Origin of the sequence: Paenibacillus ehimensis NBRC 15659, from assembly GCF_004000785.1 — a bacterium.
GTDB classification, from domain to species: domain Bacteria; phylum Bacillota; class Bacilli; order Paenibacillales; family NBRC-103111; genus Paenibacillus_G; species Paenibacillus_G ehimensis.
The window spans coordinates 26,341-50,377 of record NZ_BILX01000039.1; the positions used below are offsets into that span (position 1 = coordinate 26,341).

The following is a 24,037-nucleotide window of genomic DNA, read 5'->3' on the forward strand; positions in this document are numbered from 1 at the left end:
GGCATATGCCCGCACACAGATTTTGCTGCACAAAACATGGAGGAGGGTTGCTCCTTGATCGACGTCAACAATTTTGAGTACATGAAAATCGGATTGGCTTCCCCCGACAAGATACGTTCATGGTCCAGAGGCGAAGTGAAGAAGCCGGAGACGATCAACTATAGAACGTTGAAGCCGGAAAAGGAAGGCTTGTTCTGCGAGAAAATCTTCGGGCCGACCAAAGACTGGGAATGTCATTGCGGTAAATATAAACGCGTCCGTTACAAAGGCGTCGTCTGTGACCGATGCGGCGTAGAGGTTACCCGCCAAAAAGTGCGCCGCGAACGTATGGGCCACATCGAACTGGCTGCGCCGGTTTCGCATATTTGGTACTTCAAAGGCATCCCGAGCCGTATGGGTCTTGCGCTTGATATGTCTCCCCGTTCGCTGGAGGAGATCATCTATTTTGCATCCTATGTTGTAACGGATCCGGGAGACACGCCGCTGGAGAAAAAACAGCTGCTCTCCGAGAAAGAATACCGCAGCTATCGCGAAAAGTACGGCTATGCGTTCCAAGCCGGCATGGGCGCCGAAGCGGTGAAGAAGCTTCTGCAGGACATCGACATCGAGAAAGAAGTCGACATGCTGAAGGAAGAACTGAAAACCGCACAAGGTCAACGCCGTAATCGCGCAATCAAGCGGTTGGAAGTCATGGAAGCTTTCCGTAACTCGAAAAATATGCCGGAGTGGATGGTGCTGGACGTACTGCCGGTCATTCCTCCGGAGCTCCGGCCGATGGTGCAGCTGGACGGTGGGCGTTTTGCGACCTCCGACTTGAACGATCTGTACCGCCGGGTTATTAACCGGAACAACCGTCTGAAAAGACTGCTTGACTTGGGCGCTCCCGACATTATCGTGCAGAACGAGAAACGGATGCTGCAGGAAGCCGTAGACGCCTTGATCGACAACGGCCGCCGCGGCCGTCCGGTTACGGGTCCGGGCAACCGTCCGCTCAAATCGCTTAGCCATATGCTCAAAGGGAAACAAGGCCGTTTCCGTCAAAACCTGCTCGGTAAACGGGTTGACTATTCCGGCCGTTCCGTTATCGTTGTCGGACCGAGTCTTAAGATGTATCAATGCGGACTTCCGAAGGAAATGGCGCTTGAGCTGTTTAAGCCTTTCGTCATGAAGGAGCTTGTCAACAAAGGTCTCGCACACAACATCAAGAGCGCGAAGCGCAAAGTGGAACGCGTCAGCCCGGAAGTATGGGACGTGCTCGAAGAAGTGATCAAGGAGCATCCGGTCCTTCTGAATCGTGCCCCCACGCTTCACCGTCTCGGGATTCAGGCGTTTGAGCCGATCCTGGTCGAAGGGCGCGCCATCAAGCTGCATCCGCTCGTATGTACGGCTTATAACGCCGACTTCGACGGTGACCAGATGGCCGTTCACGTGCCGCTCTCTGCAGAAGCGCAGGCGGAAGCACGCGTTTTGATGCTGGCTTCGGGGAACATCTTGAACCCGAAAGACGGCAAGCCGGTCGTTACGCCTTCGCAGGACATGGTTCTCGGCAGCTTCTATTTGACGACCGAGAACAAGCAGGCCAAAGGCTCGATGACGATTCTGCGCTCCGTGGCTGAAGCGGTATCGCTGTACCATCGCGGAGACGCATCGCTTCATGCGCGCGTAGCCATTCCGGCCAAAGCGCTCGGGAAAACGAGCTTTACGCCGGAACAGCAAGAAGCCATGCTTATTACAACGGTCGGAAAAATCATCTTTAACGAGATTTATCCTCCGGACTTCCCGTACATCAACGAAGCGACCAAAGCGAATTTGTTGAACGGACCGTCGGATACGTATTTCGTATTCGAAAAAGGCAGCGACATCCGTCAAAAAATGGAAGAGCTGCCGGAGACGAAGGCCGTAGGTAAAGACTATCTGGGTACAATCATTGCCGAATGTTTCCGCCGTTATCATACGACGCAAACGTCGATTACGCTGGATAATATTAAGCAGCTTGGTTTTACCTACTCTACTCGGGCGGGAATCACGATCGCGGTGGCGGACGTTACCGTTCCGAAGGAGAAGGATCAAATTCTTCAAGAATCCGACGAGAAAGTCCGGGTCGTGACAAACCAATACCGCCGCGGTCTGATTACGGACGACGAGCGATATGAGCGCGTCATTGCGATCTGGAGTAAGGCGAAGGATGAAATTACCGACATTTTGATGAAGTCGCTTGATAAATACAACTCCATCAACATGATGGTGGAGTCTAAGGCGCGCGGTAACAAATCGCAGATCACCCAGCTTGGCGGGATGCGCGGTTTGATGGCGACGCCGACAGGCCGGATCTACGAATTGCCGATCAAATCGAACTTCCGCGAAGGCTTGACGGTCTTGGAGTACTTTATCTCCACGCACGGCGCGCGGAAAGGTTTGGCCGATACGGCGCTTCGTACCGCCGACTCCGGTTACCTGACCCGTCGTCTTGTCGACGTAGCGCAGGACGTCATCGTACGCGATGAGGATTGCGGTACGGACAAAGGCTTCTTGGTCAGCCGTATTCAAGACGGCAAAGAGGTTATTGAGGATCTGTACGACCGGATCGAAGGCCGTTATTCCTTCGAAACGATCCGCGATCCGAAGACCGGTGAAGTCATTGTTTCCCGCAACGATCTGATCGATGCAGGGAAAGCGGACCGGATTATCGAAGCCGGCATAGAAAAAGTACAAATTCGTTCCGTGCTCAGCTGCCGCTCCAGACACGGGGTGTGCAAGAAGTGTTACGGACGTAACTTGGCGACAGGCCAACACGTCGAGATCGGTGAAGCCGTAGGGATTATCGCGGCGCAATCCATCGGGGAACCAGGAACGCAGCTGACGATGCGCACATTCCATACCGGGGGCGTTGCGGGCGACGATATTACCCAAGGTTTGCCGCGGATTCAGGAGCTTTTCGAAGCGCGGAATCCGAAAGGGCAAGCGACGATTTCGGAGATCGACGGCGTGGTGAAAGAAATTCGCGAAGCCAAAGACCGCCGGGAGATCGAGGTCCAAGGCGAAGCGGAATCCAAGGTGTACTCCATCTCTTACGGTTCCCGGATCCGGGTCTCCGTCAACCAGACCGTAGAGGCTGGCGACGAGCTGACCGAGGGTTCGATCGACCCGAAAGAAATGCTGCGTATCAAAGGGATCCGCGGCGTGCAGAACTATATTTTGCAAGAGGTTCAGCGCGTATACCGGAACCAAGGGGTAGAAATCAACGACAAGCACGTTGAGGTTATGATCCGTCAGATGCTGCGCAAAATCCGTATCGTCGACGCGGGCAATACGACGCTGCTTCCGGGCTCGTTCGTGGATATCCACGAATACGAGGAAGCGAACAAAGTGGCTCTCTTCGCGGGCGAAGAGCCTGCAGTAGCGAAGCCGGTGCTCCTCGGGATCACCAAAGCGTCGCTGGAGACCGACTCGTTCCTGTCCGCGGCATCGTTCCAAGAAACGACGCGGGTTCTTACCGATGCGGCAATCAAAGGCAAAGTCGACCAACTGCTCGGCTTGAAAGAGAATGTCATCATCGGGAAGCTGATTCCGGCCGGTACGGGGATGTCGAGATACCGCAACATCCGTATTACCGACCCGAACGCCGTTCCGTTGGATGAAGAAATGACCGAAGCGGAAGCCGTAACGGTAGAATAAAGCACGTCAATAGACTTGCCTTTAAAATTTGGATTGAAAAATCTCATTTAAAGGCAAGTCTTTATTCTTGACAGGGTATAACTGAAATGCTAATATATCAAAGTGTGCCATTTTAGAGGCTCGTCACCTGTCCCTTGGAGGGTGTGTCACATGTCTTATGATAGAGTGAAGCAGGCAGCGAAACTGACTATCGGCACGAAGCAAGCGATGAAGACGGTGGAGCAAGGCCAAGCCACGGAAGTGTTCATTGCGAAAGATGCAGATCCGCGAATTACGATAAAAATAGTTAACCTCTGCAAGAAATTCGGGGTTAAAGTGACATACGTGGACTCCATGAAAATGTTAGGTAAAGCGTGTGGAATCGATGTAGGCGCAGCTGTGGCTGCGGTGGTGAATGAATAGATGTTTTTGTCTGAGAAACAGAGATGGATCGAGGGCAAAAACTTTTCCTTTGTTCATTTACGACTCGCCTGGATCTGTGGGCTTGAAAAAATGCAACATCATTACGATGAAGGAGGTGGCCAATATGCCAACAATTAACCAGCTCGTTCGTAAAGGACGTCAAGCTAAAGTTGTAAAATCCAAATCCCCTGCTCTTCAAAGAGGCTTCAACGCCCTGAAAAGAGAAGCGACGGATCTGAGCTCCCCTCAAAAACGCGGTGTGTGCACTCGTGTAGGTACGATGACGCCGAAGAAACCGAACTCCGCACTTCGTAAATATGCGCGTGTTCGTTTGACCAACCGTGTCGAGGTTACGGCTTATATCCCGGGTATCGGACACAACCTGCAAGAGCACAGCGTGGTGCTGATCCGCGGCGGCCGGGTAAAAGACCTTCCGGGGGTACGTTACCATATCGTTCGCGGTGCGCTTGATACTGCAGGCGTGAACAACCGTAAACAAGCTCGTTCCAAGTACGGCGCGAAACGCCCGAAAGTGAAAAAATAATGAGTAGTAATCCAATGAACTTTTTGAGAAAGGGGGATAACTATGCCTCGTAAAGGTCCAGTTACTCGCAGAGACGTATTGCCAGATCCGGTGTATAACAGCAAGCTTGTTACCCGTTTGATCAACCGCATCATGATTGATGGTAAAAGAGGAGTAGCTCAACAGCTGCTTTACAATGCTTTCAATCTGATCCAAGAGCGTACAGGCAAAGAGCCGATGGAAGTTTTCGAACAAGCCATCAAAAACATCATGCCTGTTCTCGAAGTCAAAGCCCGCCGTGTGGGGGGAGCTAACTACCAAGTACCGATTGAAGTTAGACCTGAACGCCGCACGACGCTCGGACTTCGCTGGCTCGTCAACTACTCCCGCCTGCGCGGTGAGAAGACGATGGAAGAAAGATTGGCGCAAGAGATCATCGATGCAAGCAACAACACGGGCGCTTCCGTTAAAAAACGTGAAGACACGCACAAAATGGCTGAAGCCAACAGAGCGTTCGCGCACTATCGTTGGTAAAATTTTATTCCTATCAATAGGAAGGAGACAACCTGATGGCAAGAGAGTTCTCCTTAAAAGATACGCGTAACATCGGGATCATGGCGCATATCGATGCCGGTAAGACGACCACGACCGAGCGTATTCTGTTCTACACAGGCCGCGTGCACAAAATCGGTGAAGTTCACGAAGGTGGCGCAACGATGGACTGGATGGAGCAGGAACAGGAGCGCGGAATCACGATCACGTCCGCCGCTACGACCGCTCAATGGAAAGGTCACCGCATCAATATTATCGACACCCCGGGTCACGTTGACTTCACCGTTGAAGTTGAACGTTCCCTGCGCGTATTGGATGGAGCAGTTGGCGTATTCAGTGCCAAGGAAGGCGTTGAGCCGCAATCGGAAACCGTTTGGCGTCAAGCGGACCGTTACGGCGTTCCTCGGATTGCTTACGTTAACAAGATGGATATCATCGGTGCAGACTTCTTGGGTGCCGTACAGCAAATGCGCGACAAATTGGGCGCAAATGCCGTTGCCATCCAACTGCCGATCGGTGCCGAGAGTGATTTCAAAGGCATCATCGATCTGGTAGAGCAAGTCGCTTATATGTACAAAGACGACCTCGGTAAAGATATCGAGCAAGTCGAAATTCCGGCTGAATACAAGGACAGAGTGGAAGAGCTTCGCCTTGAGCTTGTAGAGAAAGTAGCCGAGCTGGACGAAGAACTCATGATGAAATACCTCGAAGGCGAAGAGCTTTCCGTCGAGGAAATCAAAGCCGCGCTCCGTAAAGGCGTGTGCGAAGTGAAAATCTTCCCGGTTATTTGCGGTTCTTCCTACAGAAACAAAGGCGTTCAGCTTATGCTCGATGCGGTTGTCGCTTACCTTCCTTCCCCGCTCGACGTACCGGACATCAAAGGTACGCTGGAAGACGGAACGGAAGTTGTGCGCAAATCCTCCGACGACGAGCCTTTCGCGGCGCTTGCGTTCAAAATTATGACCGACCCGTTTGTCGGTAAGTTGACATTCTTCCGCGTATACTCCGGTATTCTGAATTCCGGTTCCTACGTGCTGAATGCAACGAAAGGCAAACGTGAGCGGATCGGCCGGATCCTTCAAATGCACGCGAACAGCCGTCAAGAAATCAGCGTCGTTTACGCTGGTGACATTGCAGCTGCCGTAGGCTTGAAAGATACGACGACAGGCGATACGCTTTGCGACGAGAAAAACACGGTTATCCTGGAGTCCATGAACTTCCCAGAGCCGGTTATCGAACTCGCGGTAGAGCCGAAAACGAAAGCCGACCAAGACAAAATGGGTGTTGCTCTGGCGAAGCTTGCTGAAGAAGACCCGACGTTCCGCGCAAAAACGAACGAAGAAACAGGCCAAACGATCATCGCCGGTATGGGTGAGCTTCACCTGGAGATTCTCGTTGACCGTATGCTTCGCGAGTTCAAGGTAGAAACCAACGTGGGTAAACCGCAGGTTGCTTACCGCGAAACGTTCCGTCAAGCGGCTAAAGTTGAAGGTAAGTTCGTTCGCCAATCGGGTGGCCGTGGTCAATACGGACACTGTTGGGTGGAGTTCGAACCGCTTGAGCCGGGAACAGGCTTCCAATTCGAAAGCAAGATCGTCGGCGGTGCGATTCCGAGAGAATACATTGCTCCGATCCAAGCTGGTATCGAAGAGTCGATGAAAAACGGCGTGTATGCAGGCTTCCCGCTTGTAGACATCAAAGCTACCGTTGTCGACGGATCTTACCATGATGTTGACTCCTCCGAGATGGCGTTTAAAATCGCAGGTTCCATGGCCCTCAAAGCCGCTGCGGATAAATGCCGCCCGGTTCTGCTTGAGCCAATCATGAAAGTGGAAGTTACCGTACCGGAAGAGTACATGGGCGACGTTATGGGCGACCTGAACTCCCGCCGCGGACGGATCGAGGGTATGGATACTCGTCACGGAGCTCAAATCATTCGTGCGAAAGTGCCTCTCTCCGAAATGTTCGGTTACTCCACGACACTGCGTTCCCGTACGCAAGGTCGCGGCGTATACTCGATGGAAATTTCCCATTATGAAGAAGTGCCTAAGTCCATTGCAGACGAAATCGTCTCCAAGCACAAAGGCGCCTAATATAATTAGTTATTTAAGGAGGCAATCTACTCATGGCAAAAGCGAAATTTGAGCGTAATAAACCGCACGTTAACATTGGTACCATCGGTCACGTTGACCATGGTAAAACAACTTTGACTGCTGCGATCACGACTGTATTGTCCAAAAAATACGGCGGTGCTGCTGTAGCATTCGACCAAATCGACAAAGCTCCGGAAGAGCGCGAGCGCGGTATCACGATCTCCACTGCGCACGTTGAATATGAAACTCCTAACCGTCACTACGCACACGTTGACTGCCCAGGCCACGCCGACTACGTTAAAAACATGATCACTGGCGCAGCTCAAATGGACGGCGCGATCCTGGTTGTATCCGCAGCTGACGGCCCTATGCCGCAAACTCGCGAGCACATCCTGCTCTCCCGCCAAGTAGGCGTTCCTTACATCGTCGTATTCCTCAACAAATGCGACATGGTTGAAGACGAAGAGCTTCTTGAACTGGTTGAAATGGAAGTTCGCGACCTGCTCAACGAGTACGAGTTCCCGGGCGACGACACTCCGATCGTTCGCGGCGCAGCTCGTGAAGCACTGCAAAACCCAGACGGTCCTTGGGCTGACAAAATCGTTGAGCTGTTCGAGCACATCGATACTTACATCCCGACGCCTGAGCGCGACACTGACAAGCCTTTCTTGATGCCGGTAGAGGACGTGTTCACGATCACTGGTCGTGGTACCGTTGCTACAGGTCGTGTAGAGCGCGGTGTAGTTAAAGTCGGCGACGAGATCGAAATCATCGGTCTGGCTGAAGAAACTCGCAAATCCGTTGTTACGGGCGTAGAAATGTTCCGTAAACTTCTTGATTCCGCTCAAGCGGGCGACAACATCGGCGCACTGCTTCGCGGTGTAGACCGTAAAGACATCGAGCGTGGACAGGTATTGGCGAAACCGGGTTCGGTTAAACCGCACACGAACTTCTCCGCTCAAATCTACGTTTTGACAAAAGAAGAGGGTGGACGTCATAAGCCGTTCTTCACTGGCTACCGTCCGCAATTCTACTTCCGTACAACGGACGTTACGGGTATCATCAACCTGCCGGAAGGCACAGAGATGGTTATGCCTGGCGACAACATCACGGTAACGGTTGAGCTGATCGCTCCGATCGCTATCGAAGAAGGTACTCGCTTCGCTATTCGCGAAGGCGGCCGTACCGTTGGTGCCGGTGCCGTTGCTTCCATCACGAAGTAATTCTAGTCTCCGGACTTTGCCCTTCATCTCTATGAGATGGAGGGCTTTTAATTTTTTTTAGGCAAATGTCGAATTTTTTCTTGCTTTTTAGTTTTGTTTTTAATATAATAGTGAACGTTGGTCTGTGACGTTGCGATGATGTGAGAGGTTGCTGACACACCCGGCCCCTTTGCCATAGGGACGGCGTCAGGAGATTTTCACGGAGTATGTCCGATACTAAATTGGGCGATAGAAGGAGGGAATACTATGGCAAAGCAAAAGATTCGTATTCGTTTGAAGGCTTATGATCACAGAGTGCTGGATCAATCCGCTGAGAAGATCGTGGAAACAGCCAAACGTTCCGGTGCAGGAGTGTCTGGTCCGATTCCGCTTCCGACTGAGAAGCAAATCATCACGATTCTGCGTGCGGTTCACAAGTACAAAGATTCGCGTGAGCAATTCGAAATGCGCACGCATAAGCGTTTGATCGATATCGTCAATCCGACGCCGCAAACCGTTGATGCGCTAATGCGTCTGGATCTGCCGTCCGGTGTGGACATCGAAATCAAACTGTAATATACGATTGTGGATAAATAAGCGACAAGCAAGAGAGGAAAAGAGGTGTCAACGATGACAAAAGGTATCTTAGGTAAAAAGCTTGGGATGACTCAAGTATTTACACCGGAAGGATTGGTTGTACCGGTAACTGTAATTCAAGCGGGTCCTTGCACAGTGCTGCAGAAGAAGGATTCGGAGAACGACGGTTACGAAGCCATCCAAATCGGTTTTGCCGATAAGAAAGAAAAGAACGCGAACAAACCTGAGTTGGGCCATGCGAAAAAAGCGGGCGCAACGCCTAAGCGCTACGTTAAGGAGCTTCGCGGCGTTCAGATTTCCGAGTATGAAGTTGGCCAAGAAATCAAAGCCGACGTATTCTCCGAAGGTGAATTCGTTGATGTAACAGGAACGTCCAAAGGTAAAGGGTTCCAAGGCGTTATCAAAAGACATAACCAATCTACTGGTCCGATGGCTCACGGTTCCCGTTACCACCGCGGTCCGGGTTCGATGGGTTCCATCCAAGCTAACCGTGTTCCTAAAGGTAAGAAATTGCCGGGTCACATGGGTACGGAAACCGTTACGATTCAAAAGCTCGAAGTTGTGAAAGTAGACGTAGAACGCAACGTTCTTCTGATCAAAGGCTCCATTCCGGGTCCTAAAAACAGCTTCGTTACGATAAAGTCTTCGGTGAAGAAGTAAGAAAGCGGGAAAGGAGGATAACAAATGCCAAAAGTAGCAGTGTTTAACGTTAGTGGTGCCCAAGTAGGCGAAGTGGAACTCGCGGATAGCGTGTTCGGAATCGAGCCGCACGTTCATGTGTTGAATGAAGCGGTATTGATGCAGCGTGCGTCCCTTCGTGCCGGTACGCATAAAACGAAAGGTCGTTCCGAGGTTCGCGGCGGTGGCCGTAAGCCGTGGAAACAAAAAGGCACAGGCCGTGCTCGTCAAGGTAGCATCCGCTCTCCGCAATGGAAAGGCGGCGGTACCGTTTTTGGTCCGACACCTCGCAGCTATGCCTACAAACTGCCTAAAAAAGTTCGTCGTTTGGCGATCAAATCCGCGTTGTCTTCCAAGGTGAAGGCGAGCGAAATTATCGTGCTTGACCAATTGCAAATGGCTCAGCCGAAAACGAAAGAATTTGCAGCGATTTTGAATAACCTCAAAGTGGATCGTAAAGCTTTGGTTGTGACGGCTGCGTATGACGAGAACGTAGCATTGTCCGCACGTAACATTCCTGGCGTGAAGTTTGTTGCTGCTGAAGGAATCAACGTGCTTGATGTTATGGTTTACGACAAGCTGATCATTACGAAGGATGCGGTGCAAAAGGTAGAGGAGGTGTTTGCGTAATGAAAAACCCTCGCGATATTATTAAGCGCCCGGTCATTACCGAACGTTCCAGCGAAATGATGGCGGAAAAGAAATATGTGTTCGAAGTGGACATCCGTTCGAACAAAACGGAAGTCAAACAAGCGATCGAGCAAATCTTCAAAGTAAAAGTAACGAACGTGAATACGCTCAGAATGCCGGCGAAGCCGAAGCGTTATGGCCGCTATTCCGGATATACGTCCGAATGGAAAAAAGCGATCGTTACTTTAAGCGCAGACAGCAAAGAACTGGAGTTCTTTGAAAACTCGCAAGTTTAATTTTTTGAAGTAAGGAGGGAATCCACGTGCCAATTAAAAAATATAAACCAACCTCTCCTGCAAGACGTGCGATGTCGGTTTCTACTTTTGAAGAAATCACAACATCCACACCGGAGAAATCGCTTTTGGCTCCTCTGAGCAAAAAAGCGGGTCGGAACAACCAAGGTAAAATTACGGTTCGTCACCAAGGCGGCGGACACAAACGTAAATACCGCATCATCGATTTCAAACGGAACAAAGATGGAATACCTGGTCGCGTTGCTACAATCGAATACGACCCGAACCGTTCCGCTAACATCGCATTGATCCACTACGTGGATGGCGAGAAACGCTACATCATCGCTCCGAAAGGCTTGAAAGTGGGCGATCAAATCGTATCCGGTCCGGATGCCGACATCAAAATCGGTAACGCGCTTCCTTTGGAAAACATTCCGGTAGGTACGGTTATCCACAACATCGAGCTGAAGCCTGGCAAAGGCGGACAATTGGTTCGCGCAGCTGGTACGGAAGCTCAATTGCTCGGTAAAGAAGAGCAATATGTAACGGTTCGCTTGTCTTCCGGCGAAATGAGAAAAATCCTCAAAGTTTGCCGCGCAACCATCGGTTCCGTAGGTAACGAGGATTACGAACTCGTGAAGATCGGTAAAGCCGGCCGTGCTCGTTGGCTGGGTCAAAGACCGGAAGTTCGCGGTTCCGTTATGAACCCGAACGATCACCCGCACGGTGGTGGTGAAGGTCGCTCCCCGATCGGCCGCAAATCCCCGATGTCTCCTTGGGGCAAACCGACGCTCGGATACAAAACGCGGAAGAAAAACAAAGCTTCCAATCAATATATTGTACGTCGCCGCACGAAGTAATTACTTTTTCGGTTCGGTTAAAGAAGGGAGGAACGAAGCATGGGTCGCAGTTTGAAAAAAGGGCCTTTCGTAGATGGCTACCTTTTGAAGAAAGTGGAAGACATGAACGCAAGCAGCAAGAAGCAAGTGATCAAAACTTGGTCTCGCCGCTCGACGATTTTCCCGCAATTCATCGGTCACACGTTCGGTGTGTATGACGGCAGAAAGCATGTTCCGGTATACGTAACGGAAGATATGGTCGGACATAAACTCGGTGAGTTTGCACCAACCCGTACTTACAAAGGGCACGACGACGACAAGAAGACGGGTAAACGCTAGGCTCGGAACCTACAGATCAGTTTGTGAATGAGAGGAGGTACATCCATGCAACAAGCTAAAGCTATTGCAAGATACGTTCGAATTGCTCCGCGCAAAGCGCAACTCGTTGTTGACTTGATCCGCGGTAAGCAAGTGGGCGAAGCGATTGCGATTCTGCGTCACACGCCGAAAGCGGCTTCCCCGATCGTTGAGAAATTGCTCAACTCGGCTATTGCCAATGCGGAGCATAACTACTCCATGGATCCTAATAGTCTGGTGGTTTCGCAAGTATTTGTGGACCAAGGCCCGACTTTGAAAAGATTCCGTCCTCGTGCGATGGGTCGTGCGAGCCGCATCAATAAACGTACCAGCCACATTACATTAGTGGTATCTGAGAAATAAGGAGGGACAACGTGTGGGTCAAAAAGTAAACCCGGTAGGACTTCGTATCGGCATTATCCGTGATTGGGAATCCAAATGGTACGCCGGCAAAGATTTCGGCGATCTGCTGATGGAAGACGTAAAAATCCGTGAATATTTGAAACAAAAGTTGAAAGAATCTGCCGTTTCCCGCATTGAGATCGAGCGTGCCGCTAATCGCGTGAACGTGACGATTCATACGGCGAAGCCAGGTATGGTTATCGGTAAAGGCGGTTCCGAGGTTGAAGTTATCCGCGGCTACCTGACTAAGCTGACGAACGGCAAAAAAGTACACATCAACATCTCTGAAGTAAAACAACCGGAACTGGATGCGATCTTGGTTGCAGAAAGCATTGCACAACAATTGGAGCGTCGCGTATCGTTCCGTCGTGCATTGAAACAAGCAATTCAAAGAACGATGAGAGCCGGTGCAAAAGGGATCAAGACATCGGTCAGCGGTCGTCTGGGCGGAGCGGAAATCGCCAGAACGGAAGGTTACAGCGAGGGTACGGTTCCTCTTCATACATTGCGTGCGGACATCGACTATGGTACGGCAGAAGCTCACACCACTTACGGTCGGATCGGCGTAAAAGTATGGATCTATCGTGGCGAAGTTCTTCCAACGGCTAAGAAAAAGGCTGCTACGGAAGGAGGCAACTAATCATGTTAGTTCCTAAACGTGTGAAACACCGCAAAGAGCACCGTGGCAACATGCGCGGTCGCGCCAAAGGCGGTACGGAAGTTCATTTCGGAGAATACGGCTTGCAAGCGATGGAGCCGGCTTGGGTAACCAACCGTCAAATCGAAGCTGCCCGTATTGCGATGACTCGTTACATCAAGCGGGGCGGTAAAGTTTGGATCAAAATTTTCCCTTCCAAACCGATCACCCAAAAGCCGCTTGAAGTTCGGATGGGTAGCGGTAAAGGTAACGTAGAAAAATGGGTTGCTGTCGTTAAGCCGGGTAAAGTTCTGTTCGAACTGGCCGGCGTAAGCGAAGAAATCGCCCGTGAAGCTATGCGTCTCGCCTCTCACAAGCTGCCGATCAAAACGAAGTTTGTGAAAAGAGAAGAAGTGGGTGGTGAAGCAAATGAAAGCTAGTGAATTTCGCAACTTAACCACTGCTGAGATCGAACAAAAGATTGCCGGATTTAAAGAGCAGCTCTTTAACCTCCGTTTTCAACTGGCTACAGGTCAACTGGATAATCCCGTACAAATTCAAAAAGTCCGCAAAGAGATTGCCCGGGCAAAGACTGTTTTGCGTGAAAGAGAATTGGGAATCACTAGTTAATGAATGAGAGAGGAGGATCTCAGAATGGCTGAACGCAACGAGCGTAAAACGCAGCTGGGTAAAGTCGTAAGCGACAAAATGGACAAAACCATCGTTGTGGCTGTAGAAACCTACAAAAAACACGACTTGTACCACAAACGCATTAAATATACGAAAAAATTCAAAGCTCATGACGAAAACAACGAAGCGAAAATCGGCGATGTTGTTAAAATCATGGAAACTCGTCCGCTTTCCAAAGACAAGCGTTGGAGACTGGTCGAAGTCGTAGAAAAAGCGGTTATCGTTTAATATAAGCTTCGGGCATCAATTCCGGAAGGAGGGAATACACAATGATTCAACCTTTTACTCGTTTGAACGTAGCTGACAACTCTGGTGCGAAGCAACTGATGTGTATCCGCGTGTTGGGTGGTACGGGTCGTCGTACGGCTAACATCGGTGATCTGATCATCTGCTCCGTGAAAGAAGCAACACCAGGTGGCGTTGTCAAAAAGGGCGACGTTGTTAAAGCAGTAGTCGTGCGTACGAGACGCGGTGCTCGCCGTAAGGACGGATCCTACATCAGCTTTGACGAGAACGCAGCCGTAGTTGTAAAAGAAGATAAGAGCCCGCGCGGCACACGTATCTTCGGACCGGTTGCCCGCGAACTTCGCGACAGAGACTTCATGAAAATCGTTTCTCTGGCTCCGGAAGTTATCTAATAAACAAGCAGCTGCTTACGAAGTCGGCTTTCATAGGAAAGTTTGTAGGAGGTGTACACAGTGCCAAAACAACCGAAGAAACTCGAGTCTCATAACAATAAATTGCACGTGAAAAAAGACGATACGGTTTTTGTTATCACCGGTAAAGACAAAGGGAAGAAAGGCCGCGTTATCGCAGCATTCCCTCGTGAAAACCGTGTGTTGGTCGAAGGCGTGAACATGATCAAGAAGCATTCCAAGCCTTCCCAACAAAATCCGCAAGGCGGCATTATCACGCAAGAAGCTCCGATCCACGTGTCCAACGTGATGCTGGTAGATCCGAAGAGCGGCCAACCTACTCGCGTAGGTTACAAAGTGCTGGATAACGGCAAAAAAGTTCGCGTTGCGAAAAAATCCGGCGAAGTTATCGACTAATCGTATAAGTAAGAAAGGAGGTACACGGATTCATGGCTGCAAGAATGAAAGATCGCTTTTTGAACGAAATTACGCCTGCCCTGATGCAGAAATTCAACTACACCACGGTGATGCAGGTTCCGAAAATTGAAAAAGTGGTTATCAACATGGGTGTAGGCGAAGCAGTTGCCAACTCCAAAGTGCTCGATACCGCTGTTAACGATCTGCAGATGATCTCCGGACAAAAGCCGGTTATCACCAGAGCGAAAAAATCGATCGCAGGCTTCAAGCTGCGTGAAAATATGCCGATCGGTGTGAAAGTTACGCTTCGCGGCGAGCGTATGTATCACTTCCTGGATAAATTGTTCAATGTTGCTCTTCCTCGCGTACGCGACTTCCGCGGTGTATCGACCAAGGCTTTTGACGGCCGCGGCAACTACACGCTCGGTTTGAAAGAACAACTCATCTTCCCGGAGATTGAGTACGATAAAGTGGATAAAGTGCGCGGTATGGATATCGTTATCGTCACAACGGCTAAAACGGACGAAGAGTCCCGCGAATTGTTGGCTCAATTGGGCATGCCGTTTTCCAAATAACATGCTTATGAAGCAAGTTTCCTAATGGAGACTTTGGAGGTGTAAACTGAAGTGGCAAAAACTTCGATGAAGATTAAGCAGCAGCGTCCTCCGAAATTCAAGGTGCAGGCTTACACACGCTGCGAACGCTGCGGTCGCCCGCATTCCGTATTACGGAAATTCAAAATTTGCAGAATTTGCTTCCGCGAATTGGCATACAAAGGCCAGATTCCTGGCGTGAAGAAAGCAAGCTGGTAAACTTTAAGCTCTCGGGAAGGAGGTTCACTACACATGGTTATGTCCGATCCAATTGCAGATATGCTTACACGCATCCGCAACGCTAATGTCGTTCGTCATGAAACTGTCGAAATTCCGGCTTCGAAGGTCAAAAGAGAAATCGCTGAGATCCTCAAGAAGGAAGGCTTCATTCGTGACGCTGAATATATCGAAGACAGCAAGCAAGGCATCATCCGCTTGTTCCTGAAATACGGCCCTAACAATGAGCGCGTTATTACAGGACTTAAAAGAATCAGCAAACCGGGCCTTCGCGTTTACGCGAAAAGCCAAGAAGTGCCTCGCGTACTTGGCGGTTTGGGAATCGCAATTCTGTCCACGTCCAAAGGCGTGATGACGGATAAAGAAGCTCGTCAATCCAAAGCTGGCGGAGAGGTAATCTGCTACGTTTGGTAATCAAGATTTTGAATGAACGGAGGTGCACAACATGTCCCGTATTGGTCGCAAACCGATCACGATCCCAAGCGGAGTAAACGTGACTATTGACAATACACTCATTACGGTAAAAGGTCCGAAAGGCACTTTGAGCCGTGAATTGCATAGAGATATGAAGATCAGCGTTGAGGACAATGTTCTGACCGTAGAACGTCCTTCCGACAATAAATTGCACCGCTCTCTGCATGGTACGACCCGCAGCGTCGTACAAAACATGGTTAGCGGAGTAACTGATGGTTTTGTTAAAACTCTTGATCTCGTCGGCGTAGGTTACCGTGCGAACAAATCCGGCAACAAGCTGGTTCTGAACGTCGGTTACTCCCACCCGGTCGAAATCGAGCCGGAGAACGGCATCGAGTTCGAAGTTCCTTCCAACACCAAGATCATCGTTAAAGGGATCGACAAAGAGTTGGTTGGAGCTACAGCAGCAAAAGTTCGTTCCGTTCGTGAGCCTGAGCCGTACAAAGGCAAAGGTATCAAATACGAAGGCGAGCGTATCCTTCGCAAAGAAGGTAAAGCCGGTAAAAAGAAATAAGGCTGCTTAAGCTGATCGCATAATCCGAACTTCGGATGATCCAACTCGAAAGGAGTGAACCTCGAATGATTACCAAAGGCGACAAAAACAAAGCGCGTTTGAAAAGACATCTTCGCGTTCGTAAGAAAATTCAAGGAACGGCGGAACGTCCTCGTCTGAACATTTTCCGTTCCTCTAAGCATATGTACGCACAACTGATCGACGACGTTAAAGGCGTAACGATCGCAGCTGCTTCCACGCAGGACAAAGAGCTCAGAGAAGGCCTTGGCAACGGCGGTAACGCTGAAGCGGCTTCGAAAGTCGGAACTCTGATCGCTGAGCGTGCGAAAAAAGCAGGTGTCGTGAAAGTCGTTTTCGACCGCGGCGGTTACCTGTACCATGGACGTGTTAAAGCACTTGCAGACGCTGCTCGTGAAGCAGGTCTTGAATTCTAATCCAATTCATCAATAAGGAGGTAAAGGACTTGCGTATTGATCCCAATACATTAGAACTGACTGAAAAAGTCGTTCATATTAACCGCGTAGCTAAAGTCGTAAAGGGCGGTCGCCGTTTCAGCTTTAGCGCACTCGTGGTTGTGGGCGACGGCAAAGGTTGGGTAGGCGCGGGAATCGGTAAAGCTTCCGAGGTACCTGATGCGATTCGCAAAGGCATCGAAGACGCGAAGAAAAACCTGATTCACGTTCCTATCGTCGGAACGACTATTCCTCACATGGTGATCGGACATTTCGGCGCAGGACGCGTATTGCTTAAGCCTGCTTCGAAAGGTACCGGAGTTATCGCCGGCGGCCCGGTTCGTGCGGTTCTTGAACTGGCAGGCGTAGGCGACATTCTGACGAAGTCCCTCGGGTCTTCGAACTCCATCAACATGGTTAACGCTACTCTGGAAGGCTTACAGCGCCTGAAGCGTGCGGAAGAGGTTGCTAAGCTTCGCGGTAAAACCGTAGAAGAACTCTTAGGTTAGGAGGGATACCATGGCTAAGCAACTGCAAATTACCCTCAAGCGCAGCCTGATCGGTCGTCCTGAAACTCAGCGTCGTACGGTTACGGCTCTCGGACTTCGCAAATTGCATCAATCCGTTACTCAACAAGACAATGCTGCGATCCGCGGCATGGTTAACCAAGTAAGTCACTTGGTCGAAGTTAAAGAAATCGAAGCTTAAGGTTTTAACATATAGCTAGAGGAGGTGCAAACGATGAAATTGCATGAGCTTTCTTCCGCTCCAGGTTCCCGCGATACGCGCAAGCGTGTAGGTCGTGGTATCGGTAGTGGAATGGGTAAAACAGCTACTCGCGGTCACAAAGGTCAAAACGCCCGTTCCGGCGGCGGTGTCCGTCCGGGCTTCGAAGGCGGTCAGAACCCGCTTTATCGTCGCTTGCCAAAACGTGGATTTAACAACAGATTCCGTACGGAATATGCGGTTATCAACGTAGAGGATTTGAACAAGTTTGCAGCAGGTACGGAAGTAACTCCTGAAGTTCTTTTGGAATCCGGCATCGTGAAAAACCCTAAAGACGGCATCAAAATTTTGGGTAACGGTGAAATCACGGTTCAGCTGAACGTTAAGGCTAGCAAGTTCTCCCAATCTGCGGTAGAGAAAATCCAGGCTGCCGGCGGTAAAACCGAGGTGATTTAATGTTTCGTACCATATCCAATATTATGAAAGTAGACGATCTGAGGAAACGGATCCTGTTCACCCTTCTGGTGCTGATCGTCTACAGAATTGGTGCTTTTATTCCGGTACCTAACATCAACACAGACATTCTCAAGCTTCAAGACCAAGCTAACGCAGGTGGTGTATTCGGCTTGCTGAATACATTCTCCGGCGGCGCGTTGTTCCAATTCTCCATCTTCGCGATGGGGATTATGCCGTATATCACGGCATCCATCATCGTGCAGCTTCTTTCCATGGATGTCATTCCGACATTCACGCAATGGGCTAAAGAAGGAGAAGTCGGCAGAAAGAAGTTAAGTCAAATCACTCGTTACGGGACCATTGTGCTGGGAATTATTCAAGCTTTTGGTCTGGCGATCGGATTTAACCGTCTATATGCCGGTCTTGTGATCAATCCGAACTTTACGACGTATGCGTTGATCGCGATCGTGCTTACGGCTGGGACTGCTTTTCTGATGTGGTTAGGGGAACAAATCACCGAAAATGGCATTGGAAATGGTATTTCCATTATCATCTTCGCAGGGATTGTTGCGGCAATCCCGACTGGCATCGGACAAATATACCAAACGCAATTTGCAGATGCAGGCGGCGCGCTCTTCCTTAACATCTTGAAGGTCGTCATTATTGCCGTCGTGGTCATTGCCTTGATCGCCGGTGTGATTTTCGTCCAGCAGGGCGTTCGTAAAATTCCGGTGCAGTATGCAAAACGGGTGGTAGGCCGCAAAATGTTCGGAGGGCAGTCGACGCACATTCCGCTTAAAGTAAATGCGGCTGGCGTCATTCCGGTCATCTTCGCGCTTTCGCTGCTAGTGTTTCCTCCGACGATTGCAAGCTTCTGGAGAGGTAACGCTGTGGCGGAATGGATTATCACCAACTTGAACTACACGCATCCGCTCGGTATGGTGTTGTACGTTTTGTTGATCATCGGCTTCACGTATTTCTACACGTTTGTACAGATGAATCCTGTGCAAATGGCGGATCAGATGAAGAAAAATGGCGGATATATCCCAGGCATCCGTCCCGGCAAAACCACCTCGGTTTACTTGACGCGAGTCATGACCCGAATCACATTGTCCGGTGCGCTTTTCCTGGCTGCCATCTCGATCCTTCCAATGATTATCGGTTCTGTGGCCGGGCTGCCGAACTCCGTTACCATTGGCGGTACGTCTTTGCTGATCGTTATCGGTGTAGGACTTGAGACGATGAAACAAATCGAGAGCCAACTGATCAAACGCCACTACAAAGGCTTCATTAATAAATAGCAAATAGGTACTGATAGTGAGCTTTAGGCTATCGGCACCTATTGTGCTGTTAGTATCGATAGATGCCAGTGGGGAGGAAGTCTGATGAACGTCATCTTTATGGGGCCCCCGGGTGCAGGAAAAGGTACTCAGGCGGAACGAATCGTTGATGAGTTTCAAATTCCGCATATTTCTACGGGAGACGCCTTTCGGCTGGCGATGAAGCAGGAAACGCCGCTCGGGCTAGAAGCGAAGAAGTATGTGGATCAAGGTTTGCTCGTACCGGATGAAATTACGATCGGGATCGTTCGCGAACGCCTTCAGCAGCCGGACTGCAGCAAAGGCTTTTTGCTGGACGGTTTTCCAAGAACCATCTCCCAAGCCGAAGCCTTGGATGAGATTGCGGCTTCGCTGGGTAAAACCATCGAGCACGTGATCAATCTGAAAGTGGATCGGGATTTGCTGCTTGCACGTTTGACAGGTCGCCGGATCTGTAAATCCTGCGGAGCTACGTATCATGTCTTGTTTAACCCTCCTGCACGTGAGCATGTTTGCGACAAATGTTCTGGTGAGTTGTATCAACGTTCGGATGACACCGAAGAAAAAGTAGGGACTCGTTTGGACGAGTATACCAATAAAACCGCTCCGCTTCTGGAGTATTATCGTAACAAGGGAATATTGCGTGAGGTTAACGGTGAGCAAGAGATTAATACGGTTACTGCACAAATCAGTTCACAATTGCGGGGGCTTGCGTAATGATCATCTGTAAGTCAGCTGCTGAATTGGAATTGATGCGAGAGGCGGGTCGGATTGTCGCCGAAACGCATCGGGTGCTGCGGCAAGCCATTCAGCCCGATATTACAACGAAACAGCTCGATCAGATCGCAGAAGATTTTATTCGCAGTCAGGGCGCAATTCCGTCTTTTAAAGGCTACAATGGTTTTCCTGGCAGTATTTGCGCTTCGGTCAACGACGAACTGGTTCACGGCATACCCAGTCAACGAAAGCTTAAAAACGGTGACATCATCAGTATCGACATCGGTGCAGAGTACAAAGGATATCATGGAGATTCCGCATGGACTTACGGTGTTGGCGAGATTTCCGAGACGGCCCGCAAGCTGCTCGAAGTAACCGAAAGGTCGCTTTATGCAGGACTTGCCGAAGCCAAGCCGGACGCCAGACTGTACACGATATCCCACGCCATTCAAAAAGTGATTGAAGATGAAGGTTTTTCGGTTGTTCGGGAGTACGTAGGACATGGCATCGGAACAAAGCTCCATGAGGAGCCGCAGATTCCGAACTACGGCATTCCAGGGCGCGGTCCGCGGCTGAAGCCCGGTATGGTACTTGCAATCGAGCCGATGGTCAACGTGGGCGAACGTTATGTGAAGACCCTTGAAGACAATTGGACGGTTGTGACGGTGGATGGCACACTGTGCGCGCATTTTGAGCATACCATAGCGATTACGCCGGACGGCTACGAGATTTTTACGCTGCCCGGTAAGTAAAGCACGATGGCAACATCGAACATGCCCCAGATCGGACAAATCGTAAGGGTGAATCGGGGACGGGAATCCGGATCGTACGCCGTCATAATCGGCGTCGTAGACCAACGGTACGTGTGGATTGCAGACGGCGGAAAACGGAAATCAGACGCACCCAAAAAGAAAAACGTGATTCATCTTGAGCTTCTGCCGGCGATCAGCAGCGAAGTGGCTGATAGTATTATGACTACCGGTCGAGTCACCAATGGAAAGCTGCGGTTTGCATTGACAAAGTATGCGGACCACGAATCAGCGAAAGCGCAAGAGAAAGGAGAATGACTGTGGCCAAAGAAGATGTGATTGAAGTTGAAGGTACAGTGATTGAACCTCTTCCGAATGCAATGTTTAAGGTTGAACTGGAGAACGGTCATAAGATACTTGCTCACGTATCCGGGAAAATCAGAATGCACTTTATCCGGATCCTGCCCGGCGATAAAGTGACGGTCGAGCTCTCGCCCTATGATTTGACCAGAGGCCGTATAACCTATCGTTTTAAATAAATGTACGAAGACAGTTTTGCTCCGCTAAACTTAGCAACGCTTACGAAGTAAGTTTTCTTACGAAAACTCAGCTTATCCTTACGAAGACAGTTTTGCTCCGCAAAACTTAGCAACGCTTACGAAGTAAGTTTTCTTTACGAAAACTCTTAGGAGGTTAACACCATGAAGGTTAGACCGTCGGTCAAGCCGATTTGCGAAAAATGCAAAGTCATTCGCCGCAAAGGGAACGTTATGGTAATCTGCGAAAATCCGAAACATAAACAAAAACAAGGTTAAGGAGGTGCTGTGTTAAATGGCACGTATTGCTGGTGTAGACTTGCCTCGTGACAAACGAGTAGTCATCGCGCTGACCTACATTTTCGGGATCGGTAACACGACTGCTCAGAAAATCGTCGCTCAAACCGGTATCAATCCGGACACTCGCGTCCGCGATTTGACGGAAGACGAAGTAAGCAAAATCCGCGACGTCATCGACAAAACGCTGAAAGTGGAAGGCGACCTGCGTCGTGAAATCGCACTGAACATTAAGCGCCTGATCGAAATCGGCTGCTATCGTGGCGTTCGTCACCGCCGCGGCCTGCCTGTTCGCGGTCAACGTACCAAAACAAACGCTCGTACGCGCAAAGGTCCTCGTCGTACGGTAGCTAATAAGAAAAAATAGTAAAGGGGGGTAACCTTTAAATGGCTAAACCTAAAAAAGTCGTTCGTACCAAACGTCGTGATCGGAAAAATATCGACTCCGGAGTGGCTCATATCCGCTCTACGTTCAACAACACTATCGTAACCATCACCGACCCGCACGGGAATGCAATCTCCTGGGCAAGCGCCGGTAACCTCGGGTTCAAAGGCTCGCGTAAAAGCACTCCGTTTGCTGCGCAAATGGCTGCCGAATCTGCGGCAAAAGCTGCAATGGAGCATGGCATGAGAGCAGTTGAGGTTATGGTTAAAGGACCGGGTGCAGGTCGCGAAGCTGCGATTCGTTCGCTGCAAGCTGCAGGTTTGGAAGTAAACCTGATTAAAGACGTAACACCGATTCCTCATAACGGTTGCCGTCCTCCGAAACGTCGTCGTGTCTAATTAGGATTGCTAAGTCAAGCGGTATATTTTTCCAAAAGTTGTGAATACTATTTGGATAGGCATACTGCGCGTTTATACGTCCTAAGTTATCCAAAGGGAAACGACGTTTGAAGGAGGGTGTAACCATGATCGAAATCGAAAAGCCGAAAATAGAAACCGTATCATTGAGCGAAGACGGCACCTACGGCAAGTTTGTCGTAGAGCCATTGGAACGAGGCTACGGAACGACTCTTGGGAACTCGCTTCGCAGAATTTTGCTTTCGTCTTTGCCGGGCGCCGCTGTGACATCCGTGCAAATCGATGGCGTGCTGCATGAGTTCTCCACGGTTCCTGGCGTCATGGAAGATGTTACGGAGATTATCCTGAACCTGAAAGGACTGTCGCTCAAGATTCACTCCGACGAGGAGAAAGTGCTTGAGATCGATGCCGAAGGCGAAGGGGCTGTTGTGGCTGGCGATATTCGCGGCGATAGCGATGTGGAGATCTTAAACCCGGATTTGCACATTGCTACGCTGTCCTCCGATGCAAGGCTGCATATGAGAATTCATGCGAACCGCGGCCGGGGATACGTATCGGCAGATAAGAACAAAAAAGAGGATCAGCCGATCGGCGTGATTCCGATCGATTCGATCTACACTCCGATTACTCGTGTCAATTACAGCGTAGAAAACACTCGCGTCGGTCAAGTTACCAACTACGATAAGTTGACCCTTGAAGTTTGGACGGACGGAAGCATCCGCCCGGAAGAAGCCGTGAGCTTGGGCGCCAAAATTTTGACGGAGCATCTGATGCTGTTTGTCGGTTTGACCGACGAAGCCAAGGACGCCGAGATTATGGTGGAGAAGGAAGAGGACAAGAAGGAGAAAGTTCTGGAGATGACTATCGAAGAACTCGATCTCTCTGTCCGCTCCTACAACTGCCTGAAGCGCGCCGGCATCAATACAGTGCAGGAATTGATTACGAAGACGGAAGAAGACATGATGAAGGTTCGCAACTTGGGTCGCAAATCTCTGGAGGAAGTTCAAGAGAAGCTCGAAGAGCTTGGTCTTGGCCTGAGAATGGAAGATTAGTCTTAAGTCGCGCACCTCTGACCAATCAAGCAGAAGGAGGTTGCTCACATGGCATACCAAAAGTTGGGTCGTGACTCCAGCGCACGTAAAGCTTTGTTTCGTGATCTGGTAACCGACTTGTTCATACATGAGCGCATTCAAACGACGGAAGCGAAAGCCAAAGAACTTCGTTCCATCGCAGAAAAATTAATCACCTTGGCAAAACGTGGAGACTTGCATGCACGTCGGCAAGTGGCTTCCTTCGTTCGTCGCGAAGCGGCAAACGAAAACCAAGATGCGATTCAAAAGCTTTTCTCCGATCTGGCTCCTCGCTACGCTGAGCGTCAAGGCGGCTATACCCGCATTTTGAAGCTTGGACCTCGTCGCGGCGATGCTGCTCCAATGGTTTACTTGGAGCTTGTAGACCGGGCTTAAGAGAAAAAGGATGGGAAAGGGTGGACGGGATCTTACGATTCTGATGAAACCCTTTTTTTTGTAGGATCGAAAATTCGT

General features: G+C 50.1%; 37 protein-coding genes. All 37 read left to right on the forward strand.

From position 1 onward, the window contains the following. The first annotated feature begins 54 nt into the window (after positions 1-54). Positions 55-3,675: a DNA-directed RNA polymerase subunit beta' gene (gene rpoC, locus PEH01S_RS21010; RefSeq protein WP_025851025.1), complete on the forward strand. Its 3,621-nt coding sequence runs from the start codon at positions 55-57 to the stop codon at positions 3,673-3,675. 150 nt (positions 3,676-3,825) lie between these two features. Next, complete coding sequence (locus tag PEH01S_RS21015) at positions 3,826-4,077, forward strand: 50S ribosomal protein L7ae-like protein (protein WP_025851026.1); 252 nt, start codon at positions 3,826-3,828, stop codon at positions 4,075-4,077. A gap of 124 nt (positions 4,078-4,201) precedes the next feature. Then, on the forward strand, positions 4,202-4,621 hold the full coding sequence (gene rpsL / locus PEH01S_RS21020) for a 30S ribosomal protein S12 (RefSeq protein ID WP_010498884.1): 420 nt from the start codon (positions 4,202-4,204) through the stop codon (positions 4,619-4,621). Positions 4,622-4,663: 42 nt separating this feature from the next. After that, complete coding sequence (gene rpsG / locus PEH01S_RS21025) at positions 4,664-5,134, forward strand: 30S ribosomal protein S7 (RefSeq protein ID WP_010498883.1); 471 nt, start codon at positions 4,664-4,666, stop codon at positions 5,132-5,134. Positions 5,135-5,169: 35 nt separating this feature from the next. After that, the gene (gene fusA / locus PEH01S_RS21030) at positions 5,170-7,245 is read left to right on the forward strand and encodes an elongation factor G (protein WP_025851027.1); all 2,076 of its coding nucleotides are present in this window, start codon (positions 5,170-5,172) and stop codon (positions 7,243-7,245) included. Between the two features lie 32 nt (positions 7,246-7,277). Further along, entirely contained in the window at positions 7,278-8,468 is a 1,191-nt protein-coding gene (gene tuf / locus PEH01S_RS21035; RefSeq protein WP_025851028.1) for an elongation factor Tu, read from the forward strand. A gap of 246 nt (positions 8,469-8,714) precedes the next feature. Continuing rightward, positions 8,715-9,023, forward strand: a complete 309-nt coding sequence (gene rpsJ / locus PEH01S_RS21040; RefSeq protein WP_006212922.1) for a 30S ribosomal protein S10 — start codon at positions 8,715-8,717, stop codon at positions 9,021-9,023. 54 nt (positions 9,024-9,077) lie between these two features. Continuing rightward, the gene (rplC, locus tag PEH01S_RS21045; protein ID WP_127487853.1) at positions 9,078-9,704 is read left to right on the forward strand and encodes a 50S ribosomal protein L3; all 627 of its coding nucleotides are present in this window, start codon (positions 9,078-9,080) and stop codon (positions 9,702-9,704) included. A 24-nt stretch (positions 9,705-9,728) separates the two neighbouring features. Beyond that, complete coding sequence (gene rplD, locus PEH01S_RS21050) at positions 9,729-10,352, forward strand: 50S ribosomal protein L4 (protein ID WP_025851032.1); 624 nt, start codon at positions 9,729-9,731, stop codon at positions 10,350-10,352. Continuing rightward, positions 10,352-10,648 (forward strand): 50S ribosomal protein L23, encoded by a 297-nt coding sequence (gene rplW, locus PEH01S_RS21055; protein WP_010498877.1) that lies wholly within the window; start codon positions 10,352-10,354, stop codon positions 10,646-10,648. The genes rplD and rplW overlap by 1 nt, the downstream gene beginning before the upstream one ends. Before the next feature lie 26 nt (positions 10,649-10,674). After that, the gene (rplB, locus tag PEH01S_RS21060) at positions 10,675-11,505 is read left to right on the forward strand and encodes a 50S ribosomal protein L2 (protein ID WP_025851033.1); all 831 of its coding nucleotides are present in this window, start codon (positions 10,675-10,677) and stop codon (positions 11,503-11,505) included. Positions 11,506-11,544: 39 nt separating this feature from the next. Beyond that, positions 11,545-11,823, forward strand: a complete 279-nt coding sequence (gene rpsS / locus PEH01S_RS21065; protein ID WP_025851034.1) for a 30S ribosomal protein S19 — start codon at positions 11,545-11,547, stop codon at positions 11,821-11,823. Between the two features lie 45 nt (positions 11,824-11,868). Further along, the gene (gene rplV, locus PEH01S_RS21070; protein ID WP_025851035.1) at positions 11,869-12,204 is read left to right on the forward strand and encodes a 50S ribosomal protein L22; all 336 of its coding nucleotides are present in this window, start codon (positions 11,869-11,871) and stop codon (positions 12,202-12,204) included. 13 nt (positions 12,205-12,217) lie between these two features. Next, on the forward strand, positions 12,218-12,883 hold the full coding sequence (rpsC, locus tag PEH01S_RS21075) for a 30S ribosomal protein S3 (RefSeq protein ID WP_025851036.1): 666 nt from the start codon (positions 12,218-12,220) through the stop codon (positions 12,881-12,883). A gap of 2 nt (positions 12,884-12,885) precedes the next feature. Beyond that, entirely contained in the window at positions 12,886-13,320 is a 435-nt protein-coding gene (gene rplP / locus PEH01S_RS21080; protein ID WP_025851037.1) for a 50S ribosomal protein L16, read from the forward strand. Further along, entirely contained in the window at positions 13,310-13,510 is a 201-nt protein-coding gene (gene rpmC / locus PEH01S_RS21085) for a 50S ribosomal protein L29 (RefSeq protein ID WP_013921153.1), read from the forward strand. Before rplP ends, rpmC begins: the two co-directional genes overlap by 11 nt. 24 nt (positions 13,511-13,534) lie before the next feature. Next, positions 13,535-13,798 (forward strand): 30S ribosomal protein S17, encoded by a 264-nt coding sequence (gene rpsQ / locus PEH01S_RS21090; protein ID WP_013921152.1) that lies wholly within the window; start codon positions 13,535-13,537, stop codon positions 13,796-13,798. Positions 13,799-13,839: 41 nt separating this feature from the next. Beyond that, positions 13,840-14,208: a 50S ribosomal protein L14 gene (gene rplN / locus PEH01S_RS21095; RefSeq protein ID WP_010498867.1), complete on the forward strand. Its 369-nt coding sequence runs from the start codon at positions 13,840-13,842 to the stop codon at positions 14,206-14,208. Positions 14,209-14,268: 60 nt separating this feature from the next. Further along, a complete protein-coding gene (gene rplX, locus PEH01S_RS21100; protein WP_084159666.1) occupies positions 14,269-14,622 on the forward strand; it encodes a 50S ribosomal protein L24 in 354 nt (117 codons plus the stop codon). A gap of 32 nt (positions 14,623-14,654) precedes the next feature. Then, complete coding sequence (rplE, locus tag PEH01S_RS21105; protein ID WP_025851045.1) at positions 14,655-15,197, forward strand: 50S ribosomal protein L5; 543 nt, start codon at positions 14,655-14,657, stop codon at positions 15,195-15,197. Positions 15,198-15,248: 51 nt separating this feature from the next. Then, on the forward strand, positions 15,249-15,434 hold the full coding sequence (locus tag PEH01S_RS21110) for a type Z 30S ribosomal protein S14 (RefSeq protein ID WP_010498863.1): 186 nt from the start codon (positions 15,249-15,251) through the stop codon (positions 15,432-15,434). A gap of 33 nt (positions 15,435-15,467) precedes the next feature. Then, entirely contained in the window at positions 15,468-15,866 is a 399-nt protein-coding gene (gene rpsH, locus PEH01S_RS21115) for a 30S ribosomal protein S8 (RefSeq protein WP_010498862.1), read from the forward strand. 31 nt (positions 15,867-15,897) lie between these two features. Beyond that, positions 15,898-16,440, forward strand: a complete 543-nt coding sequence (gene rplF, locus PEH01S_RS21120; protein WP_025851046.1) for a 50S ribosomal protein L6 — start codon at positions 15,898-15,900, stop codon at positions 16,438-16,440. 65 nt (positions 16,441-16,505) lie between these two features. Further along, on the forward strand, positions 16,506-16,874 hold the full coding sequence (rplR, locus tag PEH01S_RS21125) for a 50S ribosomal protein L18 (RefSeq protein WP_025851047.1): 369 nt from the start codon (positions 16,506-16,508) through the stop codon (positions 16,872-16,874). A 29-nt stretch (positions 16,875-16,903) separates the two neighbouring features. Then, positions 16,904-17,401, forward strand: coding sequence for a 30S ribosomal protein S5 (gene rpsE, locus PEH01S_RS21130; protein WP_010498854.1), 498 nt, complete (start codon positions 16,904-16,906; stop codon positions 17,399-17,401). A gap of 10 nt (positions 17,402-17,411) precedes the next feature. After that, complete coding sequence (gene rpmD, locus PEH01S_RS21135) at positions 17,412-17,600, forward strand: 50S ribosomal protein L30 (RefSeq protein ID WP_010498853.1); 189 nt, start codon at positions 17,412-17,414, stop codon at positions 17,598-17,600. A 33-nt stretch (positions 17,601-17,633) separates the two neighbouring features. Next, entirely contained in the window at positions 17,634-18,074 is a 441-nt protein-coding gene (gene rplO, locus PEH01S_RS21140; RefSeq protein ID WP_010498851.1) for a 50S ribosomal protein L15, read from the forward strand. Next, a complete protein-coding gene (gene secY, locus PEH01S_RS21145) occupies positions 18,074-19,375 on the forward strand; it encodes a preprotein translocase subunit SecY (protein WP_025851048.1) in 1,302 nt (433 codons plus the stop codon). Before rplO ends, secY begins: the two co-directional genes overlap by 1 nt. Before the next feature lie 84 nt (positions 19,376-19,459). Continuing rightward, complete coding sequence (locus PEH01S_RS21150; RefSeq protein ID WP_010498847.1) at positions 19,460-20,110, forward strand: adenylate kinase; 651 nt, start codon at positions 19,460-19,462, stop codon at positions 20,108-20,110. After that, entirely contained in the window at positions 20,110-20,862 is a 753-nt protein-coding gene (gene map, locus PEH01S_RS21155) for a type I methionyl aminopeptidase (RefSeq protein ID WP_127487855.1), read from the forward strand. The genes PEH01S_RS21150 and map overlap by 1 nt, the downstream gene beginning before the upstream one ends. A 6-nt stretch (positions 20,863-20,868) precedes the next feature. After that, the gene (locus tag PEH01S_RS21160) at positions 20,869-21,177 is read left to right on the forward strand and encodes a KOW domain-containing RNA-binding protein (RefSeq protein ID WP_025851050.1); all 309 of its coding nucleotides are present in this window, start codon (positions 20,869-20,871) and stop codon (positions 21,175-21,177) included. Positions 21,178-21,179: 2 nt separating this feature from the next. After that, on the forward strand, positions 21,180-21,398 hold the full coding sequence (gene infA / locus PEH01S_RS21165; protein WP_009676800.1) for a translation initiation factor IF-1: 219 nt from the start codon (positions 21,180-21,182) through the stop codon (positions 21,396-21,398). 162 nt (positions 21,399-21,560) lie between these two features. After that, positions 21,561-21,674: a 50S ribosomal protein L36 gene (gene rpmJ / locus PEH01S_RS21170; RefSeq protein ID WP_003333770.1), complete on the forward strand. Its 114-nt coding sequence runs from the start codon at positions 21,561-21,563 to the stop codon at positions 21,672-21,674. Between the two features lie 16 nt (positions 21,675-21,690). Continuing rightward, positions 21,691-22,059: a 30S ribosomal protein S13 gene (gene rpsM / locus PEH01S_RS21175; protein WP_025851069.1), complete on the forward strand. Its 369-nt coding sequence runs from the start codon at positions 21,691-21,693 to the stop codon at positions 22,057-22,059. A gap of 20 nt (positions 22,060-22,079) precedes the next feature. After that, a complete protein-coding gene (gene rpsK, locus PEH01S_RS21180) occupies positions 22,080-22,475 on the forward strand; it encodes a 30S ribosomal protein S11 (protein WP_010498836.1) in 396 nt (131 codons plus the stop codon). A gap of 125 nt (positions 22,476-22,600) precedes the next feature. Further along, positions 22,601-23,545: a DNA-directed RNA polymerase subunit alpha gene (locus PEH01S_RS21185; protein ID WP_025851070.1), complete on the forward strand. Its 945-nt coding sequence runs from the start codon at positions 22,601-22,603 to the stop codon at positions 23,543-23,545. A 48-nt stretch (positions 23,546-23,593) separates the two neighbouring features. Further along, complete coding sequence (gene rplQ / locus PEH01S_RS21190) at positions 23,594-23,959, forward strand: 50S ribosomal protein L17 (protein WP_010498832.1); 366 nt, start codon at positions 23,594-23,596, stop codon at positions 23,957-23,959. Positions 23,960-24,037: the final 78 nt, after the last annotated feature.